A 26,070-nucleotide genomic window follows, 5' to 3' on the forward strand; every position below is an offset into this window, starting at 1 on the left:
AGAACGATGACACGCAAGATCCGTAGAGTGACCCAGGTCGCCTGCGCCATGGTTGCTGCCGCGCTGGTCGCCGCCTGCGGTGCCGGTGGCCGCGGGCACGGCGGCACCTCCGACGCCGACTCGTCCGTAGGCGTCACTGAAACGAGCATCAAGATCGGTGCCCACTTCCCCCTGACCGGGGTGGCGGCGCCCGGCTACAGCGAGATCCCCAGCGGCCACCAGGCGTACTACGACTTCGTCAACGCCGCTGGCGGCGTCAACGGACGCAAGATCGAGTACGTCGTCAAGGACGACGGCTACAACCCCACCAACACCAGCAACGTAGCCAAGGAGCTGGTGCTGAAGGACGAGATCTTCGGCATGGTGGCCGGCCTCGGCACGCCCACCCACAGTGCTGTGGTGGACTTCCTCAACGGCGAGAAGGTACCGGACTTCTTCGTCTCCTCCGGGTCGCTGCAGTGGGGCGACGACCCCAAGTCGAAGCCCTGGACTTTCGGTTGGCAGCCCGACTACGAGTCGGAGGGCAAGATCATCGGCCAGTACATCGCCGAGAACCACCCCGGCGCCAAGGTCGGCCTCTTCCTTCAGGACGATGACTTCGGCACCGACGGCGAGAGGGGACTGCGCCGGTACCTCGACGATCAAATCGTCGAGGTCCAGCGTTACACCTCCGGCAACACGGACGTCGGCCCCCAGATGGCCGCCCTGCAGTCCTCGGGCGCCGACTTCGTGGTCGGCTTCAACACCCCGTCCTATACCGCGCTGACCCAGCTGGCGGCGATGCGGCTCAACTACAAGCCGACCTGGTTCTACAGCAACGTCGGCTCTGACCCGGCCCTTGTGGGCGGCCTGCTCGCCCGCTTCTCCAAGGGCGCGGTCAAGGACGGCAACACCCTGCTCGACGGTGTCCTCACCACCCAGTACATATCGGGCATCGACGCCCCCGACGACCCCTGGGTCAAGCTGTGGCAGAAGGTCTGGGCCGAGTACGGTGACGGCAAGCCGCTCACCAACTACCGGATCTACGGCATGGCCCAGGCATACACCTTCGTGCAGGCGCTTGAGGCCGCCGGCGACAACCTCACCCGTGAGGGCATCGTGAAGGCGCTGGAGAAGGCCGGCGGAGGCTTCGAGGGCCCGGCGTACGCCAAGTTCCGATACTCCGAGGACAGCCACTTGGGCACCTCCGGCATGAAGATCGTGGAGCTCAAGAGCGGGGTCGGCCAAAAGAAGACCGATGTGCTCGTCACCGACACAGGCGAGGCCAAGATCACCAGGGACGGCAGCCACGCCTCCGACGCCCCGCCGGCCAACGGCATCCCCAAGGTCGACCCGGTCGACTGACATCAGCCACCTGGCGAAGGGGCAGGGGCCGGTGCGGCGGCCCCTGCCCCGCTTCGCGTTTGCGGTCTCGGGGCCCACGAACGGGCGGGCGCCATGTTCGTAGACGTCACCAGCATCCACGACGGGCTGGCGTCGCCTCCATTGACGGCCGCTTTGACTTGTCGGCTTGACCTAGGCGGTGTTTATCGGATCTCCGGACATGAGCGGGGAGTTGGTCCACGCTGGCTGCATGGGCCGTGGTGACCTGACGAACGCGGAGTGGGATCGGCTGAAGTCGTTCTTACCTCCTGGTGGTGCGCGTGGGGGCCGGTGGAGTGATCACCGTCGGGTGATCAACGGTGTTCTCTACCGGGTGCGGACGGGTGTGCAGTGGCGGGATCTGCCGGAGCGGTTCGGGCCTTGGGAAACGGTCTACAAGCGGCATCGCCGCTGGTCAGCGGACGGCACGTGGAAGATGCTGCTGTCACGCATCCAGGCTGCCCAGGATGCCGCGGGCCAGATCGACTGGGAGGTGTCGGTGGACTCGACCGCGGTCCGTGCCCACCAGCATGCCGCCGGCGCGAGGAAGACACCGGCCGCCGCGGTCTCTCAAAAGGGGGCCGAGCGAGGGACGAACCAGGTCGATCCGGTGTTGCGGAAACTGACGGTCCGGCTGGAGGAGGTGGTCAGGTCGGCGAGTGTCTGGGACGTTCCCGAGGCGGCTTCACCACCAAAATCCATCTCGTCGCCGACGGACGGTGCAGGCCTCTCGCCTTCGTCCTGACGCCTGGACACTACGGTGACGGCCCCCAGCTCGCGCGGGTGCTCGAGGAGGTCTCCGTGCCGCGTGTCGGGGTCGGGCGACCTCGCAAACGGCCCGACCGCGTCCTGGCGGACAAGGCCTACACCTCCCGCGGCAACCGCCGCTACCTGCGACGACGCGGAATCCCACACACCATCCCGGAACGTCTCGACCAGCAAAGACATCGGCAGAACCGAGGTTCCCGCGGCGGGCGGCCCACCGAGTTCGACAGCGAGCTCTACAAGAAGCGCAACACCGTCGAGCGCGCCATCAACCGGTTGAAGAGCTTCCGCGCCGTCGCCACACGCTACGAGAAACGCGCCTACACCTATCTCGGAACTGTCACCGTCGCGGCCCTCATGGTCTGGCTCAGAACATGATCCGAGAAACATGGCCTAGTAGTGCTTCGTTACGTCCTGCGATGTCTCCTGGTGGTGGGCATGTGCCAGTATGAGGCTGAGGGACGCAGAACGGCTCCGGGGTGAGTAAGCGGAGTTCGTTGCCGATGTGATTGGCTTCCTCTCTTCATGGCGTCTCGCGGTGAGATCCACGCACCGCAGGATCTCTGTGGCCTGCCCTCGACTGCATCTTCGCCTGGACCGGCGTTGTCGACTCAGGCGCCTGGGTGACTCCCTCCTGTCCATGGTGATCCGGCGTCGTCGGTTAGTGCCGTGACGACCGGCGACCTGGACAAGCGACGCTTGCCGGACCTGCCCACGGAGATCGACGAGCTAGAAGCGATCTGTCGTTTCGGGACCGAATGGGAGCCGCACCTTCGCGAGCTCAAGCGGCACAGGGTTGTTATGGCTGGGTAGCTCGCACGGGACGGGGCGCGCATTGCCTGGACGCGCTCGGTCGAGGAGATCAAGGCAACGTCGTTGCGTGAGCATGGTCCCAGCTTCCGCTTGCATCGCGGACGACGAGTACCGCTCCGCCGTCGGGGGCGCTGGCCTGCGGACGTTTACCTGTCCGATAGACGGGTGCCGAGCCGACCTGTGCACCGACCACTCCCGCCCGGGAAAGTTGCTTGAGCTGCAGTAACAGCAACTGCTAACTCGACCTTGGGGCAAGAAGACGCGTCTGTAACCCTGTCGTAACGCAGCTGCTTAACGTTCCGTCCACTCGGGCAACCAGTCAGGTTTCCCCAGGAAGGAGCCGCTGTGAAATTCGTCGACGTGGATACAGATGCGCGCATGGCGTACGAGGATCGCGGGGCGGGGCGCCCCATCGTGTTCGTACACGGCTGGGGCGGCAGCGGTGAGGTGTGGGACTACCAGGTGCTGGACCTGGCCCACCAGTACCGGGTGATCACCGTGGACCTGCGCGGCCATGGGGCGTCGGATAAGCCGTGGGGGACTTACGACTACACCCTGTTCTGCCGCGACCTGAAGACGCTGATGGACCACCTCCAGCTGGAGGACGTAACGCTGGTCGGCTGGTCGATGGGCGGCCACATCGGTCTCAAGTTCGCTCGCACTATCGGAGCACCGGTGCGCCGTCTGGTCATCACGGGCAGCGGTCCGCGATTCCTCCAAGCGCAAGACGCCCCTTATGGCGGCGCCGCTGACAGCGCCGACGCTCTCTGTGAGGCGATCATCGGCGCGCACACCGAGACGGTGGCCGGCCTGTACGGCAACAACTTCCACCGCACCGACCTGGACGCGACGCGTGACCGCTTCGTCCGGATCGGGCTGCAAGTGCCGACATTCGTCGCCCTGTCCAGCTTCCAGGCGCTGCTGGCGGAGGACCTGCGCCCCGACCTCCCTGAGATCGCCATGCCGATCGCTGTCTTCGCCGGCCGTCACGACCTGATCTGGGACCCGGCCTGGTCCGAGTACGTCGCAAAGAGCGCTCCGAACGCGAGCCTGACGTACTTCGAAAACAGCGGGCATGTGGCGTTCGTGGAGGACCGCTCAGCATGGAACAGGGCACTGGTCGACTTCATCGCCTCCACCTCCGACTGACCGCCCTGGGTAGGGCGTCTTCCGCTTTGATCTTCGTTCACATGTGCCACCCAATCGGGTGACCTCACTGGCTGCGACGACTCCCTCCAAGCGCTAGATCACTACCGCAAGGATGGCTGCTGTGGGTGGGCGCCCTTCAGCTTGATCCTCGCGATGGTGTGGCCGCCGCGACGATCACGCGGATCTTCGACGTCTAGGCGGGCGACGACGATCTGTCCTTCTCCCCAAACGACAACCGGTCGCTCAGCCCGGCCGGTGCAACACACCCATGGAGCGGACGAGCCGCCATCGTGTTCGCCCCATCCCCACACCCCACCAAGGAGCAACACGTGAGCCGCATTTCTCATGCTTCCGCACGACGCCGCATCCGTGCCGCACTGGCAGGGTTCGCAGCGGCGGGCGCCATCACCCTCGCCGGTGCTCTGACGGCCCCGCCTGCCGAGGCCGCTGCCACGCACACCCCAGTCGTCTTCGTCCACGGCTACTCCCGGAGCGCGTCCGACTGGGACACCGCCGAGGCGTCGCTCGAGGCGGCCGGCTACCCGGCCAGTGCCCTGTTCAGCTACCAGTACGACTCGACGCAGTCCAACAAGACCAGCGCCCAGGCCCTGGCCGCCTACGTGAAGCAGGTGCTGGCCACCACTGGAGCGACCCAGGTCGACATCGTCAACCACTCCATGGGCGGCATGATCACCAGCTGGTACATGAAGGAGCTCGGCGGACAGCCGTACGTGAAGCACGTGGCCTCACTCGCCGGAACCAACCACGGAAGCTACAACGCCGCCTCTTGCCTGACGTACGCGTCGTGCCAGGAGATGTACCCCGGCTCGTCCTTCCTGACCACCGTCAACTCCGGTGACGAGACCCCCGGCACCACCAAGTACGCCACCTGGTACTCGCCGTGCGATGGGATGGTCAACCCCTACACGAGCACCAAACTCAACGGGGCCGCAAACAACTACGTGGCGTGCGAGACCCACATGGGCTACCTCACGGACCCGAACATCCTGACCGCGGTGAAGCAGTTCCTGACGACCTGACCGGGTTGGTTCGCCGCCCCGCGCGCAACGTACAGCGCCACATGACCCACCTCTGGCTGGTCGCCTCGCAGCGCCTTCCCGCGGGGCGACCAGCCTCGAGCACGATTCAGAGAGCCGCTTCGTGAGGCTGCGGAAGATCGCCACCGTCTCGAACCTCACCTTCACAGCTGCCATGGTCGTCGGAGCCTGGCCAGTGGCAGGGACACCGGCAGTACTCACACTGTCTCGGGCTCGGCAACTCTGGTGCTGAGTCACCTGCAATTGACCTGTTCTCCGCCTCAGCCAGCCTGATTACCTTCCGGCTCGGGTAGCGCATCGCCCGGAGCGCTGGAGGATCCCCCCCGAACTCCCAGCCGGCAAAGCGTTCCATCCGTACGTCCTGCCATAAACGAGCCGCCATGAAGGCATCAACCTCGCGGCGAACCGCTCGCACACGAGATCGACATGCGGCTGACATCAATCGCATTCCGTGCCAGACATCGCCTGTCCGCCCTCGTCACCTCCAGTGACCTCCCCCGCTACGACCTAAAGCCTCCTATAGCCCAACACCGGCGGCTCAGACGTCCACGCGACCTCCGCACGTCCTGCGAAACGGCGCCGTTAACCCGACGCCAGTCGTCCGACCCAAATTCCGCTGCCTGTATTCCGGCACTGAACGTCTCCGGCTCTCGGTGCCTTCCGCCTCGACCATCCCCGAAGTACGATGCCCCCCTATCATGCCCGACCTGCACCTTTCCTCCGTCGAGCGCCGCCGACTGCGCGCGCCGCACACCCGTGCCGGGACCGCCACACGACCGCGCCTGGACTCCCTGCTTCACTGGGCCCTCACACATCCCCTGACCTTGGTGGAAGCTGAGGCCGGATATGGCAAGACCACCCTCGCGCAGAGCGGGCCCGCAGACCTCTCCCGCGCCTGGTACGCCCTGAATTCCGACGACAGCGATCCGACGGTATTCCTCACACGTCTGGCCTGGGCTCTGCAGCCCTTCTGCCCGGCACTTCCACAACGACTCGCGCACCATCGGCCTGGCGAAGAACGCGCCGAGACCAGCTGGTCCGAGCTGGTGGAGGTAGTCCTGACCGAACTGGACTCGATCGCGGGCATGGGACTGCTCCTGGTCCTCGACGACTACCACCACGTCGACACACCGACGATCAACTTCATCCTCGAACGCCTGGTCGACGGACTCCCGCCAGGGGTCCGGATCCTCGCCACCACACGGGCTCGACCCGCGCTGCCCAGTCTCGCCCGGTGGCAAGCCACCGGCATAGCGTGTGTCATCGCCCGTGGAGACCTGGCGTTCACCACACAAGAAGCCGCGGACTTCTGGAGAGCGCGATTCGGACTCGAGGTCAACACGGATCAGGCTGAACTGCTGATCCGGGAAACCGAGGGCTGGCCCATCGCGCTCGGACTCATCGGTGCCCACCTGCGCCATCATGGCGCGGACGTCAACGCCCTCGCCGAGAAGTTGCCCGCCGGCCGCGACGAACTCTTCGCCTATCTCAGTGAACAGGTCCTGGCGAGGCTGCCCGCCGACCTGAAGGATTTCCTCCTCTCCACCGCGACTCCCCGCTCCTTCGACGAAGCTCTCGCCGCCCACCTGAGTGGTCGCGCTGACACCACCCAGGTCCTGCAGCTAGTCCTCAGCGCCGGACTCTTTTGCACGTACGACGGCCGCGGTGGCTACCGCTACCACCACCTCTTCAGGGGCTTTCTCCTCGCCCAGCAGGATGGGGAGCAAAGGCGCAGCGGCCACCGGCGGACAGCCGACCACCTTGAACAAATCGGCGCGCTGGAAGAGGCCCTGTTCCATTCCATCGAAGCCGCGGATGATCTGCGGACAGTCCGGCTCCTGGAACAGCTTGGCGATCCGTGGATCTCCGCTGGGCGCCATCAGGCGTTCCTGGACGCCAGTAACCGACTCCCTGAGCGCGTCCGAGCCGTGTCACCACGCCTGCAGGTCGACCGAAGCCGAGCGTTCCGGCTGGCATGCGATTACCCGGCTGCGCTGGCAGAAGCACGCGCCGCCGCACTCCATGAAGGCGCCCGCACCGATGCCCTCAAAGCAGAGATCGACGTCTATCTCGACACCGTGCAGCCTCACCCAGCCGCACCGCTCCTCGCCCAGATGCGGCGCACCATCCAGGACCGGGAACTCATGGTCCCTTGGCTGGCCATGCTGGCCGAACACCACGTCAACGCCGGCAACCTCGACCGTGCGCGGCACGCCTTGCAGCGTCATGCCAACGCGAGCGGCGGCGCACCAGCTCGCGATGTCCGGCTGGAAGTGCGGACCGGAGATCTGCATCAGGCCCGCCGACTACTGGAGGCCACCACGGACGAGGCGCTTCTGGTCCACCGATCGCACCGTGAGCGCGAGCCCCTCCTGGCCTGGACCCACGGCTTGCTCGGCAACCGCGAAGAAGCCGCCGAGCACGCACGGCGTGGCATCGCCCGTGGGCAAGAGCGTGGATCGCATAGCGTTCTGTTCGTCAGCACCTCGCGCCTCGCTCACGCGCAACTGTGCGGGGACACTGAGGCAGCCGCCGATCTCGAAACCGTCATCCAGCACTATGAGTCCGCGCTCCTCGTTGTGGCACGAACCGGCGTCCCCCGTCTGCGTGCCGAATCGCTGATCGGCTTGACCGTGGCCCATGGACGGCTGGGAGACGCTGATGCCGTCCTCCGTCACGGAACCGAGGCGTTGGAACTGCTCACCAGCGCGGGAGACTCTTACATGGCCGCCATGGCGCGCTTGGCCATGGGCATCGGCAGTGCCTGCGTCCACCACCCTGACGCGCCAACTTTGCTGGCGGACGCACGATCTCGTGCACAACGCGCCGGCGACGTCTACATCCCCGTCATCGCGGACATCTGGCTGGCTCACCTGTCCTTGCAGCGAGGGGACAAGGAAGCCTTTCTCTGCCACGCAACTGCGGCGCTCGCGACCATGCGCGAGTACGGACTGGACTCCCTGCTGGTTCGCACCCCTTGGCTGGGCCTCCCTGGCGTGGAACGGCGACGCGCCTGGCTGCGTCAGGCGAGCAGCAACCCAGCCACCGCCGAATACGCCCTCTATCTGCTCGGCAGGCTGCCGGCCCGTGACTACTTCCCACCGACGCCCATCTCCACCGCACCGACCCCCGAACTGCGCTTGCTCACCCTCGGCCGATTCTCCGCGCTGCGCAACGGCGAGCCGATCCCGACAGCGCGTTGGGAGCGCCGCAAATCTCGAGAGTTGCTGTGGCTCCTGACCAGCCGCGAACAGCGATCTGTGCTGCGAGAGGAGGCCCTCGAGTTGCTGTGGCCGGAAACCGATCCGGAAGCAACGGCACCACGGCTCCGCGTGGCCCTTCACGCCCTACGAGGTGCCCTTGAACCCGACCGAAAGTCGAGGGGACAAGACCGCTTCGTGCATACAGACGGCAACCGCATCACTCTCGACCCGAGTGTGCAGATCGACTGGACCGAATTCCGGCGCCTCGCGCGCGGGGCCTTCGACGCTGACGCTGGCCAAGACGCCGTCCTGCTCGGCCACCAAGCCATCGCGCTGTACCAGGGCGCCTACCTTGAAGATGCCATCGACCTGCCCTGGGCGGAGGGGCTCCGTGAGTCGTTGAAGGTGACCTTCATCGAGCTGACGCTGCACACCGCCGAAGCCGAATTCAACCGAGGCGCACTGTCGGCGGCCGTAGAGCTGGCCCACCGGGCATTGGACGCGGACCGCTACCGCGAGGGCGCGTACCGGTTGCTCGCTCAAGTCCACCTGTCTTCGGGAGACACGGCGGCCGCGCAGCGAGCATTCCGTACCTGTGCCGAACGTCTGAGCGAAGACCTGGGAGTGCGTCCTTCCTGGAGGCTGTCCGACCTGTAACGGTGCTGGCCCTGACAGGGCGGGCGCGGCAGCGTTGGTGAGCGGTTTGCCAGGAGAACTTTGCCCAATCGTGCGCTAAGGGCTTGCCGGGATATAAGTCGCTCCCGGTAGTGACACATGCGGCCAGAGACGCATGGGCCCCGACTCGACATCGTCACCCGGGGCCGGCGTGCATGCAGAGACAGCGCAGTGCTTCAGGACTCGGTGTAGCGCGCGAGGAAGTCCAGCTCGGCTTGAGAGATCCGCCGCGGCCTGCCGGTCTCCAGGTTGTACGCCGCCATCAAGGTCGTGGCTTCGGCGTACAGGTGGTCCGCGTCACGGATTTCGTAAGCAAGTTCCAGCCTCGCCCCCGGCAGGCGACGACCCTGACGTGCACGTCATCGGGCTCCTCGCGGTAGGAAAGGGGAGCGCGGTAGTCCACGATGGAGCGGCTGACCAGGAATGCGTGCTGGCGGCGGCCGGCTTCGTCGGTGGGCAGCATCTCCTGGAACATCCGGGTCCTCGCCTCCTCCATGTACCGGGGGAAGAGAGCGTTATTGACGTGCCCGTACGCGTCCGCGTCGGCCCAGCGCAACGGGAGGGCATAGGTGTACTTCTTCACGAGAGAGGTCTTTCTGTGTGGGGGGACAGATGGCATGGGGGCCACTGATGCAGTCGGCGGGTGGCTCTGAGCGGGGCCATCCATCGCGGTCCCTCAGCAGGGAGTCGACCACACTGAATCGAATGCAGCGGCCAAGAACAGCCTGACCTGCAGGGCGGATCGGGTGGCCAGGACCTGCAGGGCATCTTGAAGCCGCTGTTGCCCTTGAGCTTCGTCCAGATTGAGCGCTTGTCGAAGATGCGCTGCCCGGGGCAGGAGAAGCAGAGACAGAGCACGTGCGGCGCTGCGGTCCGCTCCCCAGCTGAAGATCGAAAAACCGGAGTCGTCCATCCGCTCGGGCACAGCCTGTTCGACGACGGCGAGTAACAGGTCTGCTGCCCACCGCACGTCGTCGGCACTGAGCTGATCGCCGTGAATGAGGGCGCGCTGAACGACATGGGCGGCAACCGCTGCGGGAGCCTCCAGCGGGTTACTCGGGCCATTCAGCGGCGGGTTCGCCACAAGGAGCAGGGGCACGAGCGCAGCTGGCGGAACCCCACGTGCGATGAACTGCTCGCAGACAAACTCAAGGGCCTGAAGGGCACTGGTGCAGGGGAAGGGGCCGATGGAGATGCCGCGGTACCAGGCCCAAACGTGCTCGTCACCAGGCAGTCGGTACTCGGTGGCGCCGAACGTGAAGCGAACCTCGTAGTCGTCGGCGTTGCCACGTTCATCGGTTCCGTACGCGGGGGCGATCAGGCCAGCCACACGAGATCGAGCGGCTGCGTTGAGCATCGCTTTGATGACCGCGCCCCCTTCGCGGAAGCCCACCCGGAGCATGATGAGAAACGGGCCGCGATAGTAGGCGGCCATCCGCACAATGGAACCGCGCCAATGGTGGCGACGGATCCCGTCGTCGAACACGCCCTCGAATGGGTCGAGATTTTCAGGCGGCTCTTCGACGTAGTAGGCAGTGACGAGACTGCGCAGCAGTTCAGGACTGTACGCAGCAAGGGCCCGACCCGTGCCCAGCTCCTCCAACGCGGGGGCTAGGTGTTGCGGCGCATGTTCGGCTACGTCACGCAAGAGCTGGGCGGCCTCTTCGTCAAGGTCGGGACCGAGCAGGGCCAGTTGCTCCAGCGTCGTCTCGTCGATGAATCGTGAGGCAGCGTGCGACCACGTCGCCGACGGTACCTGGATCCGATAATCGCCGCGTTGCGACGTTCTCGTTCCTCGTCAGCGGCGACTTCCTCAGAAGTACGGGCATCGAGCTGAGCCTGTCGCTCTCGCTCGGACTCCGCGAGTCGGTCGACAGCGTCATGGCACCTTCTTACAAGCTGCTCCCGCAGACGCACTCGCAGAGGATGGCCGGCGGCCGTGTCGGCCACGGTAAGTGCGACTTCCTACTCACGGATCGCCTCGGCCACGTCCCGCCCGTCTGCGCCGCAGCTCCCGTGGTCCAACAGGCATGCAATACAGGTGAAGTCACGAGCGGGTCGAGCGTCCCCCCGTGCTGATGCCGCTGGCCGAGTAGGCGGAGTATGCGGGCCGTAGCATCAGGGACATACTCGGTGATCTCCAACCAGGCGCCACTCAGCGTCAGCGCGTCGTGGCCGGGCGTGAGGAGCGCTTCGGAGGGGACGTCCGTCCAATGGTCGCCGTAGCCATCAGCAGCCAGGGCGGAGAACTGCTCGTGCAGCTCGATGTACCGCTGTGGCAGGGGACGTTCCGCCGTCACCGGCGATTCGGAGGGCAGCCCCTGGCAGGCCAGCCGCGCCGCCGGCAGTGCCCAGCGAGGAGCACCGCTAGCAGCTAGGCGGTTGCCGGGCCGACCATCAGTCAACAGAAGGCGCGCCAGTGCGTAGGTGCGGATCAGGTCGTGGGCGAAGCCTGGCAGGCGCTGCCAAGTCTGATTTCCGGCCGGCCTGAGCAGGCCATCGCGGCGCAGCCCGCTGACCGCATCAGCGTCCAGCAGGTCAAGGACCGTCTCGGCGGATTGATAGTCGAGTTGCTGGCGAGCGAGCTGCAGAAGAACGCGCTCACGCATATCGGGGCGGCCGCGGTCGGATCGCTCACGCGGCGAACGATGTGCAGCCATACCTCACGCATCGCATCAGCGTCACTCAATGGCACACCGTCGGTCTGAGCGCGCACCAGAAATTCAGCGACGGCAGGACGTCTCAGAAGCTCGCGTGACTGCGCGTTCTCAGCCAGGCGCCGCAACGAGAGAAGGGCAGCTACAACAGCCTCAACCTCTCGATCATCCAGACCCTTCACCTGATGAACGGGAAGCGTCTCCCCCATGGCACGGAAAGTTAGGTCCCGGACCGCCCCGAATACGTCCTCGCTGACCACCACCACGGGTGCCACGTCGGCAACACGTGCGGCGAGCAGGACATGCATCAGCATGTCAGCATGCTTCTCCGCCGCAGCATCAGCGCCATCAACAACCAGAACGCGGTGAGGAACAGCGATCTCAGTCAGCGCTCGCGACAGGGGCGTACCTAGGGCTGCAGTCAGGTCCACCGGCGCTTGCGGCAGGTGCCGCAGGCGCCCCAACGTCAGACGGTCCCTCGCATCGCGCCCGTAAAGACTCACGAACGATGCGCTCTTCCCAACGCCTGAAGCGCCCCAGACCAACAACCCCCTCGGCGCTCCATCAACTGCTTCGCGCAGAGCGTCGGCCTCGCTTTCCCGCTCGAGGCGCAGCGCTTGTCCGCCCTCAGCAACACCTCCGATCTCGCGCCGCAACGACCCACGCCAGTCAGCATCGAGTTGCTCAAGCAGCGTCCACGCACGCACGCTGCGATTGAAAGAGCTGTCCAATAGGTCATATACGTCACGACGCAGAACCGTGGCATCGATATCCGCTGCGGTAGGACCGTAGGTCGCGGTGATCACCTCCAACCGATCTCGCAGTTGCACCGCTGCTTGCACGCTCCCGGCCCGGGCTGCCTGCTGCAGCTGCCCGGTCAGCGCCTGCCAGTCGCTGTCATCCGGGCTTTCCAGTCGAGGCTGGAGGACCACCAACCGTGACAACAGCATGAAGGTCGCCTGCTGCACAGCTCATCCGAGGGCATGGACAGAGTCCGAAGCCCCTTAGCGACGAGCTTTTCCAAGTGACCCAGGCGCTCCCGCACAGGAAGCGCGAATTTCCTGGCGCGTTGATCAAGGTGAAGAAGCCCTCAGGGCCGACTTGATGCCGCCCGTGATGAACAAGATCGCTCAGCTGACCCGCGGCCGTCTGAGGGCCGGCTACGGCAATCGCGACCCGCCGACCCTGCGACGGGGCTTCCATCTGCGTGGTCACGCGAAGCATCTGAGTGATCAACTGCTTGCTCTTGTCATCGCTGTCCATCAGTTTGGGTGCACGGCGAACGGCAACGAGCAGTTCCGCCTCATCATCAGGAGCATCCGGATGGCAGGCGCGAACCACCACATCATCGACCGCGCGCTGCGGAGCCTGCTGGAAGAGGACGAGCGTTACCCGGTGCCCCGTTCCTAGCTCAGCCACAGAGGCATCAGTGAGCAGGCGGACCAGGTAGGCAGCCACAACGCCGCTCGAAGATCACTCCCCCCGCCGCCGGTGGAGTATGGACTCGCACCCATCAAGCCCCCCTGGTCGCCGGTGGGCTGGAGGATCACCCAGCCTGGCTCTGCTAGCCCTTGCGATCACAGCGGGGCACAACGGCCGCCCGTTACGTGTCACGGATCAAGCATGGCACCCGGCACTGACAACCGGCCGCTCCAGATGACCCGTCGCAGCACCATCAGGCCCATATGGGCCGCACGCCGACAACGCCTCTGGCGAGCAGCGCTGACGGGCGATCTCCTGTCACGGCCACGAGCGAATCACCGCACTGCTCGTTGTCCGGTTTCCACAAGGCGCCTGCAAGAGCAGCCGGCCTTCCCTCCGGCACGCAGCGCCACCCCGAGCCGTGTCGGCATTCGAGTCCGGCCTCAGGTCCTCAATACACCGCTGCGGGCCATGAAGCATCGCAAGGAAAGCCCCCAAGCCTCCTGACGAAGCGTCAGCGAAGTTAGCAAAGGGTTAGCAAGAGTCCTGCCACAGCGACCCACAGATGGACACAGCGCGGAATGACCCAGCAGCCCGCAGCGCGCCTACAGTCCACCACTTTCCCTCACGCACAAGACCGAAGGGCGGATGAAAAACACACGACGGAAAGCCAATCACCCGCCACCGACGCAACCCTCATTTTCGCAGGTCAGCGCACTCTGCCCCGAGGCTTCAGAGGCGTCACCGGCACCTCCGGGGCCGGCAGGGGATCCCCGTCGTACCCCCTCACCTCACCGAAACGTGTCCCTTCCATCCAGTCCTGACGCGCCTGTACGATCTCCTCCTGAGACCGTCCGATCCAGTTCCAGAACATGATGAGCTCCTCCTCGAACGGCTCGCCTCCCAGCAGCATCAGCCCGGCGTCCGACTCGGCGCGCAAGGGAAGTTCGGTGCGGCCGCAGCCGAGGTAGAGCATGGAGCCGGGGAGGACGGGGACGCCGTCGACGTGGGCCTCGCCGGACATGGACAGGACGGCGTACTCGAAGTCGGGGTCGAGGGGGACGCGAACGTCGGCGCCGTGGGTGAGGGCGAGGTCGGCGCCGACGAGCGGGGTGTATGTCGTGCCCGGGGAGGCGGCGCCGTCCAGGGCGCCGAGGATCAGGGTCGCCTTCAGGCCCGGCGCCGTCACCACCGGCAGGTCGGCGTGGTGCTCGAAGCGCGGGTCGGTGTGGCGGTGGCTGTCGGGGAGGGCGACCCAGAGTTGGGCGCCGTGCAGGAAGCGGGCGTGGGGCCTGGGGCTCTCCTCGGAGTGGCTGATCGCCCGGCCGGAGGTCATCAGGCCCAGCTCGCGCGGGCGGATGGTCTGCAGGCTGCCGGTGGAGTCGCGGTGCAGCACCTCGCCCTCATGCAGCCAACTCACCGTCTGCAGGCCCATGTGGGGGTGCGGAGGCACCTGCATGCCGGGCTCGTCGGCGATGTCGTCGGGGCCGTAGTGGTCGACGAAGCACCAGGCGCCGACCATGCGGCGGCCCAGGTTCGGCAGCAGCCGGCGGACCTCGCTCGACTCGCCGAGCTTGACCTTGCGCGGGCTGAGGAGTTCGCGTACGGGCTCCGCCACCACGAAACCGCGGCCTCCGCACACGGCGGGAACCGCCTCGCGGTCGAGATTGCTCATGACCGACAACCTAGCCCCGCGCACACCCTTTCGTCAGGGCGACGGCCGGGGATCACCCCGCTCTCGAAAGAAATAGTAGCCATGGACATAGTAGCCATGTACTGTATTCGCCATGAGCAAGGGTTCCGAGGGCGCGACGCCCGGCTTCCTGGTCTGGCGGCTGTCGATGAAGTGGCGGACGGCCGTGGACCGCGCGGTGGCCCCGCTGGGGCTCACCCACGCGCAGTACTCCCTGGTGGCCTCGCTGCACGGCATGCACCGCACCGGTGAACGCCCCAGCCAGCGACAGCTCGCCGACCACACCGGACTCGAACCGCTGTACGTGTCCAAGCTGGCGCGCTCCCTGGAGAGCGCCGGACTCGTCACCCGCGAGCGCGACCCGCGGGACCCGCGCGCGGTCCAGCTCGCGCTCACCGAGCAGGGGCGCGAGACGACCCGGCGGGCCATCGAGGTCGTACACGCGCTGCTGGAGCAGCTGCTGGCACCGCTGGGCGGGCTCGACAGCGAGCGCACCCACGGCCTCGCCCGCGACCTCGCCGCCCTGCTCGACGCACCGCTTGATCCCTCCCACGAGAACGAGAACAGGCAGGAGCAGTCATGACCACCACCGCAGCACCTTCCCCCGCCCTCACCCCGCGCAGCCTCGCGCTCGCCCACTACGCCGCCCGCGCCGTCCTGGAGCGGGTCCTGGCCCGGTACGGCACCACCTTCCAGCAGTCGGTGACGCTCAGGCTGCTGGCCGTGGCGGAGGGGCCCGTCACCCGTGACGCCGTCGTCGCGGACGCGGTCGCGGCCCTGAAGGTGCCGGAGCCGGAGATCGAGGCCACCCTCGACGAGCTCATCGACCGGGGCCTGGCCGGCCAGGACGGGTCCGCGCTGCGGATCACGGACGCCGGGCGCGAGCTGTACACCACCACCAGCGCGGCGACCGCGCCGATCTCGGCCCGGATCTACGCCGGCATACCGCCGGAGGACCTCGCCGCCGCCGGCCGCGTCCTGGCCCAGGTCGCCGAGCGCGCCAACGCCGAACTCGCCGCACTGGAGGCCGCCGAGCAGCACTGAGGAGCCCCCGGTCATCACGCGCCGAGAAGCCCCCGGTCATCACGAAGGGCCCGGCATCCCCCCGGATGCCGGGCCCTCGCGGTCCCCGTGCGTGCGGCCCTACTTCACCCCGGCCGCCGCATCCTTGCCGTACTCCCGTCCGCCCCGCCGGTACGCGATCTCCCCCAGGATCACGTCGACGACGACGAACACGGCCAGCGGGATGCCGAACAGCGGCAGGAAGTATCCGAGTACGGCGACCACCGCCAGGAGCGGCACCAGGACCTGCGGCGGCACCTGCGCCCAGGCGCCGCGCGGGATCGGCCGGCCGAAGGCGGAGCCGCGGCCGCGCTGCCACCACATGCGGTAGCCGAGCACGATCATCACGACCAGGGCGAGCATGAGCGCCATCAGCAGTATCTGGTTGGCGAGGCCGAACAGGGTGCCGGTGTGGAAGTCGATGCCCCAGCGGGTCAGCTTCGCGAGGAGCGGATAGTCGTCGAACCGCACGACGTCGACGACCAGGCCGGTGCCCGGGTCGACCGCCACCGCGTCCTGCTTCTCGGGCCAGCTGCGCTGCACCTGCTTGACGACGTACGCGGAGGACGCGTCGGCCGGCGGGACGATCTCCACCGGGTCGCCGAGCCCTTCGGCACGAGCGGCGGCCAGCACCTTGTCCAGGCCGACACCGTCGGCGGAGGCTCCGCCGGACGCCGACCCTGCCGCCGCTCCCCCGTGCTCGGCGTGGCCGCCGCCTCCGCCGCCCTGGGCACTGCCGGCGCCGCCGACGGTCGTCGACACCGAGGGCGTGGCATGGCCGACCGCGGTGCGCAGTTCGTCGATCGACTCGCCCGCGTACGTCGACCAGGTCAGACCGGTCGCGGAGAGGAAGAAGAGACCGGCCGCGGCCCATACGCCGAGGTTGCCGTGCAGGCCGAGCGTACGGCGACGGCCGCTGCTGCCGCGCAGCTTGCGGCGGGCACGCGCGCGGGAGAACCACAGCACCAGTCCGCCGCCGGTGATCACCCACAGCCAGCTCGCGGACAGCTCGCTGTACAGGCGGCCGTTCTCACCGAGCTTCAGGTCGCGGTGGAACTCGTCGATCCAGGTCCGCAGCGGCAGCGCCCCGCTCGCCCCGTACTGCTCCAGCGACCCGCGCACCTTCGCGGTGTACGGGTCGACGAACACGGCGAGCGTGTGGCCCTCGCCCACGCCCGGGACCCCGGACAGCAGCACGCGCGTGCTGGCGTCGTCCTCGGGAGACGGCCGTACGGCGGTGACGTCGCCCTCGGGATGCGCCACGCGGGCCGCCGCCACCTGCCGCGAGACCGGCAGCTTGGTGTCACCGACCGGGACGGTCATCTCGTCGGCGTAGAGGATCTTCTCGGCCTGGAACGAGCCGGCGTACAGGAATCCGGTGAGCGCGGAGACGAGCAGGAAGGGGGCGACGAGCAGGCCCGCGTAGAAGTGCAGGCGCAGCACCAGGGGCCGCAGGGGCCGCCAGGGGCCCGGCCGGGCGGCGGCCGGGGTCGCGGGCTGGGGTGCCTCGTCCGTCTCGGGCGAGGGAGCGGTGGTCATCGGTGGGTCTCTCCATGGCTGGATAACGGTCTCGGTCAGCCGTTGCGGTCCAGGAGTCGGGCGAGGCGTGCGTCGAGTTCCCGCGGGGCGATGTGGCCTGCGTCACAGGCGCGGTGACAGGTGTCGGACGTGGCGTGGCATCCTGGCCCGATGGCAACCCCCAGCGCACAGGCCCCCCTTGCCGAACAGGTCGAGCAACTCCTCGCCGCCGACGGCCCCTTGACGATCGTCGCCGCCGGTGACCCGGTGCTGCGACAGGGCACCGAGCCCTACGACGGTCAGCTGGAGCCCGCTCTGCTGGCCCGGTTCGTGGTGGCGCTGCGGGAGACCATGCGCGCGGCTCCCGGTGTGGGGCTCGCGGCGCCTCAGGTGGGTGTGCCGCTGCGGATCGCCGTGATCGAGGACCCGGCGCCGGTGCCGGAGGAGGTGCGGCTCGCGCGCGGGCGGGTGCCGCAGCCGTTCCGGGTGCTGGTGAACCCGTCGTACAGCCCGGTCGGCGCCGCGCGGGCCGCGTTCTTCGAGGGCTGTCTGAGCGTGCCGGGCTGGCAGGCCGTGGTGGCCCGCCCCGCCATGGTGCGGCTGACCGGGCAGGACGAGCACGGCCGGGCGCTCGACGAGGTGTTCACCGGCTGGCCCGCGCGGATCGTGCAGCACGAGACGGACCACCTCGACGGCACGCTCTACCTGGACCGGGCCGAGCCGCGCTCGCTGTCCTCGGCGCAGGCGATGGCGGAACGCTGGAACCAGCCGACGCCCGCGGAGGCGGGGCGGGCGTTGGGGTTCGAACTGCCGGAAAGTGACGCCTGAGATCTGTCGCCGTCGGCCGCGGCCTTCTCGCTACCGCTCCCCCACGAGCACGATGCCGCTCACGGCGTGCACGCGGCCCGGGTTCACCGGGTCCGTGACGGTGACGCGCCAGGCGCCGGGCGCGGGCAGGGTGAGCCGGCTGCCGTAGCGGCCGCCGCCGAGGTTGCGCAGGGACCGACGTACGCCCGTCCGGCCTGTCTCCACGTCCTCGGCGGTGGCCGACAGGACCAGGCGGTCGTCGTCGGCGAGCACCTCGACCGGGCACTGCCCACCGTCGGCCACCTCCGGCAGTTCCACGCCCAACTCGTGTCCCCCGTCGAGGAACTGGCGTGGATCGCGCGCGGTCAGCAGGGCCTCCACCTGGTTCAGCAGGGCGCGCTCGTTCTGCAGCGCACCGTGTTTCTGGGCGAAGAAGCGCACGTTCGCGTCGTCCGCCGACTGCGCCGGAAAGCACGAGAACCGGGGCACCGTGCCGTCCCCGAGGTGATCGGCACCGTCGAGGTCGCGACGACCGCGCAGACCGTCGTCGGTGAGCGACGCGGACTGCCGCGTGGGCTGGCGGTAGCCGCCGAAGACGTGGAGGGCGTAGCCGTCGCCGTCCGCCCGGTCCAGTTCCTCGTGCAGACGCAGGCCCTCGGCGGCGAGGCGGCCGTCCACGCCCGGTACCGGGGAGGCGGCCAGGGCCGAGCGGGCACCCGCCGTGCCGACGAGACAGCGCCAGGTCGGCAGGAGTTGATGCAGCGAGGGCATCGACCGCGCCAGCCGGGTGAAGGGCTCGGACAGGCGGCCCAGGCCCGGTGCCACTCCGGCGTGCAGGGATACGAGTGCGTCGACCGAGCCGCGGTAGGGCGTGCCGATGGTGATCAGGCTTCGGGCGCAGGCGCTTCCGCCGAGGACGTCGAGGTAGTAGCGGGCGACGAGCCCGCCCATCGAGTGGGCGACGAACACGGCTTTGGCCTCGGGGTTGCCGCTGCGTGTGCGCCAGGCGGCGAGCGCCGGTTCCACCCGGGCGGCGAGCCGCCGGGCCGTCAGACGTACGGAGAGCCGCCAGTCGTAGGGAAAGGCCAGCAGATTGCCCGACTGCGCGGACACGCCCAGACGCCGTTCCAGGAACGTCATCAGGGTCCCGTAGCCGTCGATCGCGGAGACACCCGGTAACACGTGCAGTCCCTTGATCAGGCCCACGGCCCGTACGCCGTCTCCCGGGTCCTGCTCACCGGTTCCCGGGGGCAGGGCCAGTCGCCGCACTTCGTCACCTCGGCCGAGGGCGTGCCGCCCGACGACGGCGAGCGTGTGGTTCCAGACCTCGTGTCCGTCGCGGGCCAGAACGCTGCCCATGATGCCGGGCAGCACCACGATCAGATCCGTCACCGGGGTGCTCGGCACCGGCTCCCCCCGTCGCTCAAATCGCCGTACTATGCGCCTGGTTGGCGGCAGACGTCATGCTACGGCCGTGAAGTGCCCGGCGTTCACGCAAGCCCAGGGTCCGCCGACACCGGTGCGGCGAGGGGGAGTACGACGGTGCGGTGGCACGCATGACGGACGACGGTCGCTTCGTCCTGGTCGGCATGAGCGAGTACCAGGACGCGAGCTGGCCGCGGCTGCGCCACGTCCCGGCGAGCGTGGACCGGCTGTACACGTTGTTCCGGTCCCTGGGGTATGGCCACGACCTGCCGGAGCTGGCGGGCGGCGGCGACTGGGCGTGGATCACGCAGCGGCTCAGGGCCTGGCACGGCGGCGGCCCCCGGCTGGTGCTGTACTGGACCGGCCACGGGTGCGTCGACGCCGACGAGCACTTTTTGATCGCGGCGGACTCCCCGGGCACCCGCCTCGACCCGTACCGCGCCATCACGGCCGAGTCCCTGGCCCGCTTCCTCGCGCACCGGGAGTTCCACGAGGTTCTGATCCTGCTCGACTGCTGCGCGAGCGGGGTCGCGGCCTCCCGGGTGGCCGCCGAGATCTGCCGGGTCCTGGACCGAACCAGCGCCGCGGGACCCGAGCGGAGGTTCGCGGTGATCGCCTCGACCCGTGGCTACGACAGCGCGGAGGAGGGGGTGTTCGCCGAGGCGCTGGAGCGGGTCGTACGGCACGGGCCGGAGGACCGCAGATGGACGGAGCACGACGAGACCATCCGCTCGGACGAACTGGCCGACGCGATAGGCCGGATCATGGCCGAGCGGGATGCGGCGACCGCGTATGTCGCGCTGGGGGCACCCGTCCCGGCGCTGCGCAATCCCCTGCATCCGTCGGCCACGGTGCCGGACGAGGATGTGGAGACCAAGCGGCTGCGGCGGCTGCGTGCGGTGGACGTGGACCGGCATCTGGTGCTCTCGGCCCGCGGTATCGAGGTCGGTGAGACCGGCTGGTACTTCTGCGGCCGCAGCCGGCTGCTGCGGCGGCTCACGGGCTGGCTGGCGCACGCGGACCACGGTCTGTTCGTGGTGACCGGCTCGCCGGGCACGGGGAAGTCCGCGCTGCTCGGCAGGATCGCCACCCTGTCGGTGCCCGGTCTGCGGGCCGTGGCCGAGGAGGAGGGCGCTCTCAACGGCACGCCCAACTCCGAGCTGCCGCCGCTCGGTTCGGTGGACCTCGCCCTGTCGTGCCGGAACAAGACACTCGATGACTGCCTGCGCGCGGTCGCTGTCACACTGCGCCTTCCCGCGGCGGAGAGCGGCTGGTCGACCGCCGCGCAGATCGTGCGGGAGGTCGGCGAACTGGGCCGCCGGGTGACCCTTGTCATCGACGGCCTGGACGAGGCGCAGGCCGCCGAGGCCGTGCCGATCGCGTCCGACCTGCTGCGTCCGCTCGCCGATCTTCCCCGGGTGCGGGTGCTGGTCGGCACGCGTCCGCACCGGGCGGGCGGCAGCGAGGTCAGCGCCGACGCGGGTCCACTGCTGCGGGCGCTGGCCCCGGACGAGACGGCGGTGCTGGACGCCGAGCCGGAGACACGGGTCGACCTGACCGCGTACGCCCTGCGCCGACTGCTGGGTGCCGAGCACTCCCCGCTGCGCGGCCGGGAGTCGCTCGCCCGTGAGTGGGCCGAGCGGGTCGCGGACGCCAGCGGCGAGATCTTCCTGTACGCGCGGGTCGCCACGCGCGCGGTCCTCGGTGCCCTCGCCCGCTCCGGCACCGCGCGACGGGATCTGCGGCTGGAGCGGCTGCTGGCCGGCGGCCTCTCAGCCGTGCTCGACGAGGAGTTCGGCCGGTCCGCCGACCCGGATCGGCTGCGGGACCTGCTGCGTCCGCTGGCCTGGGCCGAGGGCGCCGGGCTGCCGCGCCGCGATCTGTGGCCGGTGCTGGCGGGCGCGCTGTCCGCGCAGGGACGCGTCTACCGGGACGAGGACGTGGCCTGGGTCCTGGAGCAGGCCGGATTCCACGTCGTCGAGTCGGGCGAGTCGGGCCAGACCGTGTACCGCCTCTACCATCAGGCGCTCATCGACCATTTCCGTGACACCTCGCCGTGGGACGCGCACGTCCGCATCACCCGGGCGCTGCTCGCGACCGTGTCCGGCCGCGGACCGGCCGCCTGGGAATCCGCCCACCCCTATGTACGGCGGCACGTCGCGGCCCATGCGCTGGCGGCGGGCCTGCTGCCCGAGGTGATGCGCGACCTCGGCTTCCTCACCTGGGCCGATCCCGCCCGTCTGGCGGCGGCCGTACGGTCTCTGCCGAACCGGTTCACTCTGCCCGTGGCCCGCCTCTGTCTGCGGGCGGCGCACCGGTTGCCCTGGCAGTCGCCCGCGGCCCGGCTGCGCACGCTGCAGATGACGGCTCTGTTCGAGGAGCCGTCCCTGGTCGGCTGGTTCCGGGGGCACGTCGCGGTGCCCGCGGTGCTCGAGGCGGCCTCCGCTCCCGCCGACGACTTCAGCGTGGTGCTGCGCGGACACGCCGGCCCGGTGGTCGCTCTGCTGTCCGTGGACACCGGCGACGGACGGGAGCTGCTCGCCTCGGCGGGCGGTGACGCGACGGTGCGGCTGTGGGAGCCGGACACCGGTGAGACCCATATGGTGCTGACCGGCCCGGAGGCGACGGTGACGGCGTTGACGCGGCTCGTCGACGCCCGGGGCAGGCGGCTGCTGGTGGCTGCGGCCGGCCGTGACCTGTATGTGTGGGAGCTCGGCACGGGGGAGCTGGTCACCGTGTTGCGCGGGCACACGGACACGGTGCTGTGCCTGACCGCTGTCGCCGAGGGCGGCTCACCGCTGCTCGTCTCCGCGGGCGAGGACCGCTCGCTGCGACTGTGGCGCACGGACGACTGGACCGCGACCGTCGTGACGGGCCATGTGGGCCCCGTGACGGCGGTGGCCTCGGGGCGCCTGCCCGACGGGCGCCGGGTGCTGCTCTCCGCGGGTGCGGACTGCACCGTCCGTCGCTGGCTTCCGGACGGGCCGAACGGTCCCGAGGCGGCCGGCGTGATGTACGGGCACACGGGCACGGTGTACGCACTCGTCTGCCTGCCGGGGACGGACGAGCGGATGCTCGCGGCGTCGGGCGGGGACGACGGGACCGTACGAGTCTGGGACGTGGGACGCCTGGCGTCGGAGCGGGTGATTCCGGGCAGGGTGAGGGGAGTTCGCTCACTGGCCCCCTTCACCGCGGCCGGGCGCGCTCTCGTCGCGGTGGCGGGCACGGGGTCGCGCATCGCGGTGGTCGAGCCGTCGACCGGTTCCCTGCGGCACATGCTGAGGAACCGCGTCGCGCCGACGGTCGACCAGCACTGGTCCACGGCGGCCACGAGCCATCAGGTGGCCGTCTCCTCGCTGTCCCAGGACCCGCGGCCGCTCGCCGCCGGCGGGTCGTACGCGCTGGCTCCGCTCGCCGCAGGCCCGGCCGGCATGTTCGCCTCGGCGGGTTGGGACGGGACCGTGCGCGTGTGGGACACGAGCCTGAGCAGCCGGTCCGAACTGCCGGACCACGACGCCCTGCGCGCGCGGTGCATCGCGGCGCTGCCGCACCCCACGGAGGGGTTGCCGTGGGCGCTGGCCGTGGCGGGACGTGAGGGCGGTGCCTGGTTGACCGACGCACGGGGGGAGCGGACGGTCCCGCTGTGGCCGGCCCACCGGCAGGTGGCGATGCTGGCCGCCCTGACGCTGCCGGACGCGACGTCGGTCATCGCCCTGGTCGAGGATCACTCCCGTCAGGTGCGTCTTCTCGAGGCCGGGACGGGAGACGAGATCACGGCGCCCGACGGGTTTCCCGCGCCCGAACTGCCCTGGGACAGGGTGAGTTCACTGCACGCCCATCGCTCTCCCTGCGGGACTGCGACGCTCCTGGTGCGGTACGAGAAGGCCGGGCCCAGGGCCGTCGTGTGGCCGCCCGGCGGCAGGCCACGGGTCCGGAACCATCCGCTGAGGGACACGGTGCTCGGTGCGGTGCCCTTCGAGCGGTGGACGGCCGTGGTGGACGAGGACGGGCTGATCGAGATCCACGGTGAGGCGGTCGACGACGTCCACGCCGTGGGCATGTTCACGGGCGTGGGCCGCTCGTCCCCACCGCCGTTGACGCTGCGCACCCCCACGGGACACTGGCAGCTCGCGGTCGCCATGCGCCGGCCCCGCGCCGTCCAGCTGTGGGAGCTGCGCCCCGGCGACCCGACCACCGGGCAGCCGAGGACGCTGAGCCACTCCGACGCCCCGCTGACCCGCTGGACCCGGCTGGAGCGTCCGGAGCAGGACCTGATCGTGGCGGCCTGCTCGGACGACACCCTGCGGGTCTGGAATCCGACGTGCCCCGACCGCGAGCCCCTGAGCGTGCCGCTGCCGGGCACGATCGCCGATGTCTCGACGGCGGGGCCGGACCTCGTGTACGTCCTCGTCGACGAGCACTGGCTGGCCCTGCGGCTGACGGGACTCGGTCCGCTGCTGCGGGCCTGAGCGGCCGGCGCCGTCAGTTGTCCCGGTACGCCTCCAGCAGCCGCAGCCACACCTCACTCAGGGTCGGGTACGACGGGACGGCGTGCCAGAGCCTGCTGACCGGCACCTGTCCGGCGACCGCGATCGTCGCGGAGTGGATGAGTTCGCCGACGCCGGGGCCGACGAAGGTGACGCCGCGCAGGATCTCCTCCTCCAGGTCCACGACCATGCGGGCGCGGCCGCGGTAGCCGTCGGCGTACAGGCCGGCGCCCGCCACCGAGGAGAACTCGACGTCGACGGCCCGCACCCGGTGGCCGGCCTGTTCCGCCTCGGCCAGCGAGAGGCCCACGGCGGCGGCCTCGGGGTCGGTGAAGACGACCTGGGGGACGGCGGCGTGGTCGGCGCTGGCCGCGTGCGCGCTCCAGGGTTCCTGCGTCTCCAGGTCGGCCGTTTCGCCGGTGGCGCGCGCGGCGATGGCGGCGCCGGCGATACGGGCCTGGTACTTGCCCTGGTGGGTGAGCAGGGCGCGCCGGTTGACGTCGCCGACGGCGTAGAGCCAGTCGGTGCCGGTCACGCGGAGGCTGTCGTCGACCGGCAGCCAGGAGCCGGGTTCCAGGCCGACGGCGTCCAGGCCGATGTCGTCGGTGCGCGGGGAGCGCCCGGTGGCGAAGAGAATCTCGTCGGCTTCCAGACGTTCGCCGGAGTCGGTCGTGACGATCACGGTGCCGTTCTCGCGGACCACGGACCGCAGGGAGGTGCCGGTACGGACGTCGGCCCCGGCCTCCGTGAGCGCCTCGGCGACCAGTTCCCCGGCGAAGGGCTCCATGCGGCCCAGTAGGCCCTTGCCGCGCACGAGGAGGGTGACCCGGGAGCCGAGGGCCTGCCAGGCGGTCGCCATCTCGGTCGCGACGACGCCGCCGCCCACGACGATCAGCCGGGCGGGCGCCTCCTTCGCGCTGGTCGCCTCGCGGCTGGTCCAGGGGCGTACGTCGGCGAGGCCGGGCAGGTCGGGGAGCTGGGCGCGGGTGCCGGTGCACACGGCGACGGCGTGGTGGGCGGTGAGGGTGCGGCGGGTGCCGTCGGGGGCGGTGACCTCCACCGTGCGCGGCGCGGTGAGGCGGCCGTGGCCGCGGTACAGGTCGGCGCCGATGCTCTCGATCCAGCCGACCTGCCCGTCGTCCTTCCAGTGCGAGGTGTACTCGTCCCGGCGGGCCAGGACGGCGGGCGTGTCGAGGGGGCCCTGCACGGACCGGCTCAGCCCTGGCAGGCGGCGGGCGTCGGCGTGGGCGATGACCGGGCGCAGCAGCGCCTTGCTGGGCATGCACGCCCAGTACGAGCACTCGCCGCCGACCAGCTCGCTCTCCACGACCGCGGTGGACAGGCCGGCCGCGCGGGTGCGGTCGGCGACGTTCTCCCCCACGGGCCCGGCTCCGAGCACCACGACGTCGTACGCGTTGGAATCCGTTTCCGTCATGGGGTCAGTCTTACGGGTGGTGTGCGGCGTGGCCACACGGGTACGCGCGCGGTTGCGTGACTGTGCGCGCACGGAATACCGGCCCGTCCCTCTGTGTTGGTGCGGACGGCTCACCCCGACACCAGGAAGAGGGATTCACGCCATGAGCACTGTCGAGCTCACCAAGGAGAACTTCGACCAGACGGTCACCGAGAACGACTTCGTTCTCATCGACTTCTGGGCAGCCTGGTGCGGGCCGTGCCGGCAGTTCGCGCCCGTCTACGAGAAGGCCGCGCAGGACAACCCGGACCTGGTGTTCGGCAAGATCGACACCGAGGCGCAGCCGGAGCTGGCCGCGGCCTTCGGCATCCAGTCGATCCCGACGCTGATGATCGTCCGGGACCAGGTGGCGGTGTTCGCCCAGCCGGGCGCGCTGCCGGAGGCCGCGCTGACCGATGTGATCGGGCAGGCGCGGAAGCTGGACATGGACGAGGTGCGCAAGGCGGTGGCCGCGCAGCAGGCCAAGTCCCAGGGCAAGTGACCGTCGAGGACGCGTGACC

General features: G+C 69.3%; 18 protein-coding genes. 11 read left to right on the forward strand and 7 right to left on the reverse strand.

The features are described from left to right. Positions 1 to 6: 6 nt before the first annotated feature. The 5 genes from RKD23_RS05620 to RKD23_RS05640 all read left to right on the forward strand — a co-directional run bounded on the left by RKD23_RS05620 (position 7) and on the right by RKD23_RS05640 (position 9,007). Positions 7 to 1,344: an ABC transporter substrate-binding protein gene (locus RKD23_RS05620; RefSeq protein WP_424852615.1), complete on the forward strand. Its 1,338-nt coding sequence runs from the start codon at positions 7 to 9 to the stop codon at positions 1,342 to 1,344. Positions 1,345 to 1,573: 229 nt separating this feature from the next. Further along, positions 1,574 to 2,505 (forward strand): IS5 family transposase gene (locus RKD23_RS05625; protein ID WP_424852616.1). Its coding sequence is split into 2 segments (ribosomal slippage): positions 1,574 to 1,946 and positions 1,946 to 2,505, totalling 933 coding nucleotides; the frame shifts between segments, so codons are not numbered across the junction. 780 nt (positions 2,506 to 3,285) lie between these two features. Further along, entirely contained in the window at positions 3,286 to 4,089 is an 804-nt protein-coding gene (locus RKD23_RS05630) for an alpha/beta fold hydrolase (protein ID WP_424852617.1), read from the forward strand. 329 nt (positions 4,090 to 4,418) lie between these two features. Beyond that, the gene (locus tag RKD23_RS05635; RefSeq protein WP_424852618.1) at positions 4,419 to 5,129 is read left to right on the forward strand and encodes an esterase/lipase family protein; all 711 of its coding nucleotides are present in this window, start codon (positions 4,419 to 4,421) and stop codon (positions 5,127 to 5,129) included. Between the two features lie 716 nt (positions 5,130 to 5,845). Beyond that, positions 5,846 to 9,007, forward strand: a complete 3,162-nt coding sequence (locus tag RKD23_RS05640) for a BTAD domain-containing putative transcriptional regulator (protein ID WP_424852619.1) — start codon at positions 5,846 to 5,848, stop codon at positions 9,005 to 9,007. Between the two features lie 280 nt (positions 9,008 to 9,287). On the opposite strand, the gene RKD23_RS05645 is transcribed toward RKD23_RS05640, so the two are convergent. From RKD23_RS05645 to RKD23_RS05655, 3 genes are all read right to left on the reverse strand, one after another. Further along, positions 9,288 to 9,608, reverse strand: coding sequence for an acyl-CoA thioesterase (locus RKD23_RS05645; protein WP_424852620.1), 321 nt, complete (start codon positions 9,606 to 9,608; stop codon positions 9,288 to 9,290). Between the two features lie 93 nt (positions 9,609 to 9,701). After that, complete coding sequence (locus RKD23_RS05650; RefSeq protein ID WP_424852621.1) at positions 9,702 to 10,628, reverse strand: hypothetical protein; 927 nt, start codon at positions 10,626 to 10,628, stop codon at positions 9,702 to 9,704. Between the two features lie 831 nt (positions 10,629 to 11,459). After that, positions 11,460 to 12,650, reverse strand: coding sequence for a hypothetical protein (locus RKD23_RS05655; RefSeq protein ID WP_424852622.1), 1,191 nt, complete (start codon positions 12,648 to 12,650; stop codon positions 11,460 to 11,462). A 145-nt stretch (positions 12,651 to 12,795) separates the two neighbouring features. Here RKD23_RS05655 and RKD23_RS05660 point away from each other — a divergent pair, with 145 nt between their 5' ends. Further along, positions 12,796 to 13,092, forward strand: a complete 297-nt coding sequence (locus tag RKD23_RS05660) for a hypothetical protein (protein WP_424852623.1) — start codon at positions 12,796 to 12,798, stop codon at positions 13,090 to 13,092. A gap of 721 nt (positions 13,093 to 13,813) precedes the next feature. Here RKD23_RS05660 and RKD23_RS05665 read toward each other — a convergent pair. Further along, positions 13,814 to 14,779, reverse strand: a complete 966-nt coding sequence (locus tag RKD23_RS05665; RefSeq protein ID WP_424852624.1) for a pirin family protein — start codon at positions 14,777 to 14,779, stop codon at positions 13,814 to 13,816. 112 nt (positions 14,780 to 14,891) lie between these two features. On the opposite strand from RKD23_RS05665, the gene RKD23_RS05670 reads away from it, so the two are divergent. Then, entirely contained in the window at positions 14,892 to 15,380 is a 489-nt protein-coding gene (locus tag RKD23_RS05670; RefSeq protein WP_424852625.1) for a MarR family winged helix-turn-helix transcriptional regulator, read from the forward strand. Beyond that, positions 15,377 to 15,841 (forward strand): helix-turn-helix domain-containing protein, encoded by a 465-nt coding sequence (locus RKD23_RS05675; RefSeq protein WP_424852626.1) that lies wholly within the window; start codon positions 15,377 to 15,379, stop codon positions 15,839 to 15,841. Before RKD23_RS05670 ends, RKD23_RS05675 begins: the two co-directional genes overlap by 4 nt. A gap of 99 nt (positions 15,842 to 15,940) precedes the next feature. Here RKD23_RS05675 and RKD23_RS05680 read toward each other — a convergent pair whose 3' ends face one another. Beyond that, on the reverse strand, positions 15,941 to 17,398 hold the full coding sequence (locus RKD23_RS05680; RefSeq protein ID WP_424852627.1) for a PepSY-associated TM helix domain-containing protein: 1,458 nt from the start codon (positions 17,396 to 17,398) through the stop codon (positions 15,941 to 15,943). Between the two features lie 150 nt (positions 17,399 to 17,548). Here RKD23_RS05680 and RKD23_RS05685 point away from each other — a divergent pair, with 150 nt between their 5' ends. After that, entirely contained in the window at positions 17,549 to 18,205 is a 657-nt protein-coding gene (locus RKD23_RS05685) for a peptide deformylase (protein ID WP_424852628.1), read from the forward strand. A gap of 30 nt (positions 18,206 to 18,235) precedes the next feature. Here RKD23_RS05685 and RKD23_RS05690 read toward each other — a convergent pair whose 3' ends face one another. Then, positions 18,236 to 19,591 carry an esterase/lipase family protein gene (locus RKD23_RS05690; RefSeq protein ID WP_424852629.1) on the reverse strand — a complete coding sequence of 452 codons (1,356 nt, stop codon included), beginning with the start codon at positions 19,589 to 19,591 and terminating at the stop codon, positions 18,236 to 18,238. A 149-nt stretch (positions 19,592 to 19,740) separates the two neighbouring features. Here RKD23_RS05690 and RKD23_RS05695 point away from each other — a divergent pair, with 149 nt between their 5' ends. Further along, a complete protein-coding gene (locus RKD23_RS05695) occupies positions 19,741 to 24,078 on the forward strand; it encodes a hypothetical protein (protein WP_424852630.1) in 4,338 nt (1,445 codons plus the stop codon). Positions 24,079 to 24,091: 13 nt separating this feature from the next. Here RKD23_RS05695 and RKD23_RS05700 read toward each other — a convergent pair whose 3' ends face one another. Then, positions 24,092 to 25,531: a dihydrolipoyl dehydrogenase family protein gene (locus RKD23_RS05700; protein WP_424852631.1), complete on the reverse strand. Its 1,440-nt coding sequence runs from the start codon at positions 25,529 to 25,531 to the stop codon at positions 24,092 to 24,094. Between the two features lie 142 nt (positions 25,532 to 25,673). On the opposite strand from RKD23_RS05700, the gene trxA reads away from it, so the two are divergent. Beyond that, positions 25,674 to 26,051, forward strand: a complete 378-nt coding sequence (gene trxA / locus RKD23_RS05705; protein WP_424852632.1) for a thioredoxin — start codon at positions 25,674 to 25,676, stop codon at positions 26,049 to 26,051. Positions 26,052 to 26,070 lie beyond the last annotated feature (19 nt).

It is taken from the genome of Streptomyces sp. SAI-170 (assembly GCF_049739565.1).
Classification (GTDB): Bacteria; Actinomycetota; Actinomycetes; order Streptomycetales; family Streptomycetaceae; genus Streptomyces.

Bases quoted from the DNA above. Each gene is read 5' to 3' on its own strand.
- RKD23_RS05620 (WP_424852615.1), top strand. From the start codon at position 7: ATGACACGCAAGATCCGTAGAGTGACCCAGGTCGCCTGCGCCATGGTT.
- RKD23_RS05640 (WP_424852619.1), top strand. From the start codon at position 5,846: ATGCCCGACCTGCACCTTTCCTCCGTCGAGCGCCGCCGACTGCGCGCG.
- RKD23_RS05665 (WP_424852624.1), bottom strand. From the start codon at position 14,779: ATGAGCAATCTCGACCGCGAGGCGGTTCCCGCCGTGTGCGGAGGCCGC.
- RKD23_RS05670 (WP_424852625.1), top strand. From the start codon at position 14,892: ATGAGCAAGGGTTCCGAGGGCGCGACGCCCGGCTTCCTGGTCTGGCGG.
- RKD23_RS05675 (WP_424852626.1), top strand. From the start codon at position 15,377: ATGACCACCACCGCAGCACCTTCCCCCGCCCTCACCCCGCGCAGCCTC.
- RKD23_RS05680 (WP_424852627.1), bottom strand. From the start codon at position 17,398: ATGACCACCGCTCCCTCGCCCGAGACGGACGAGGCACCCCAGCCCGCG.
- RKD23_RS05685 (WP_424852628.1), top strand. From the start codon at position 17,549: ATGGCAACCCCCAGCGCACAGGCCCCCCTTGCCGAACAGGTCGAGCAA.
- RKD23_RS05695 (WP_424852630.1), top strand. From the start codon at position 19,741: ATGACGGACGACGGTCGCTTCGTCCTGGTCGGCATGAGCGAGTACCAG.
- RKD23_RS05700 (WP_424852631.1), bottom strand. From the start codon at position 25,531: ATGACGGAAACGGATTCCAACGCGTACGACGTCGTGGTGCTCGGAGCC.
- trxA (WP_424852632.1), top strand. From the start codon at position 25,674: ATGAGCACTGTCGAGCTCACCAAGGAGAACTTCGACCAGACGGTCACC.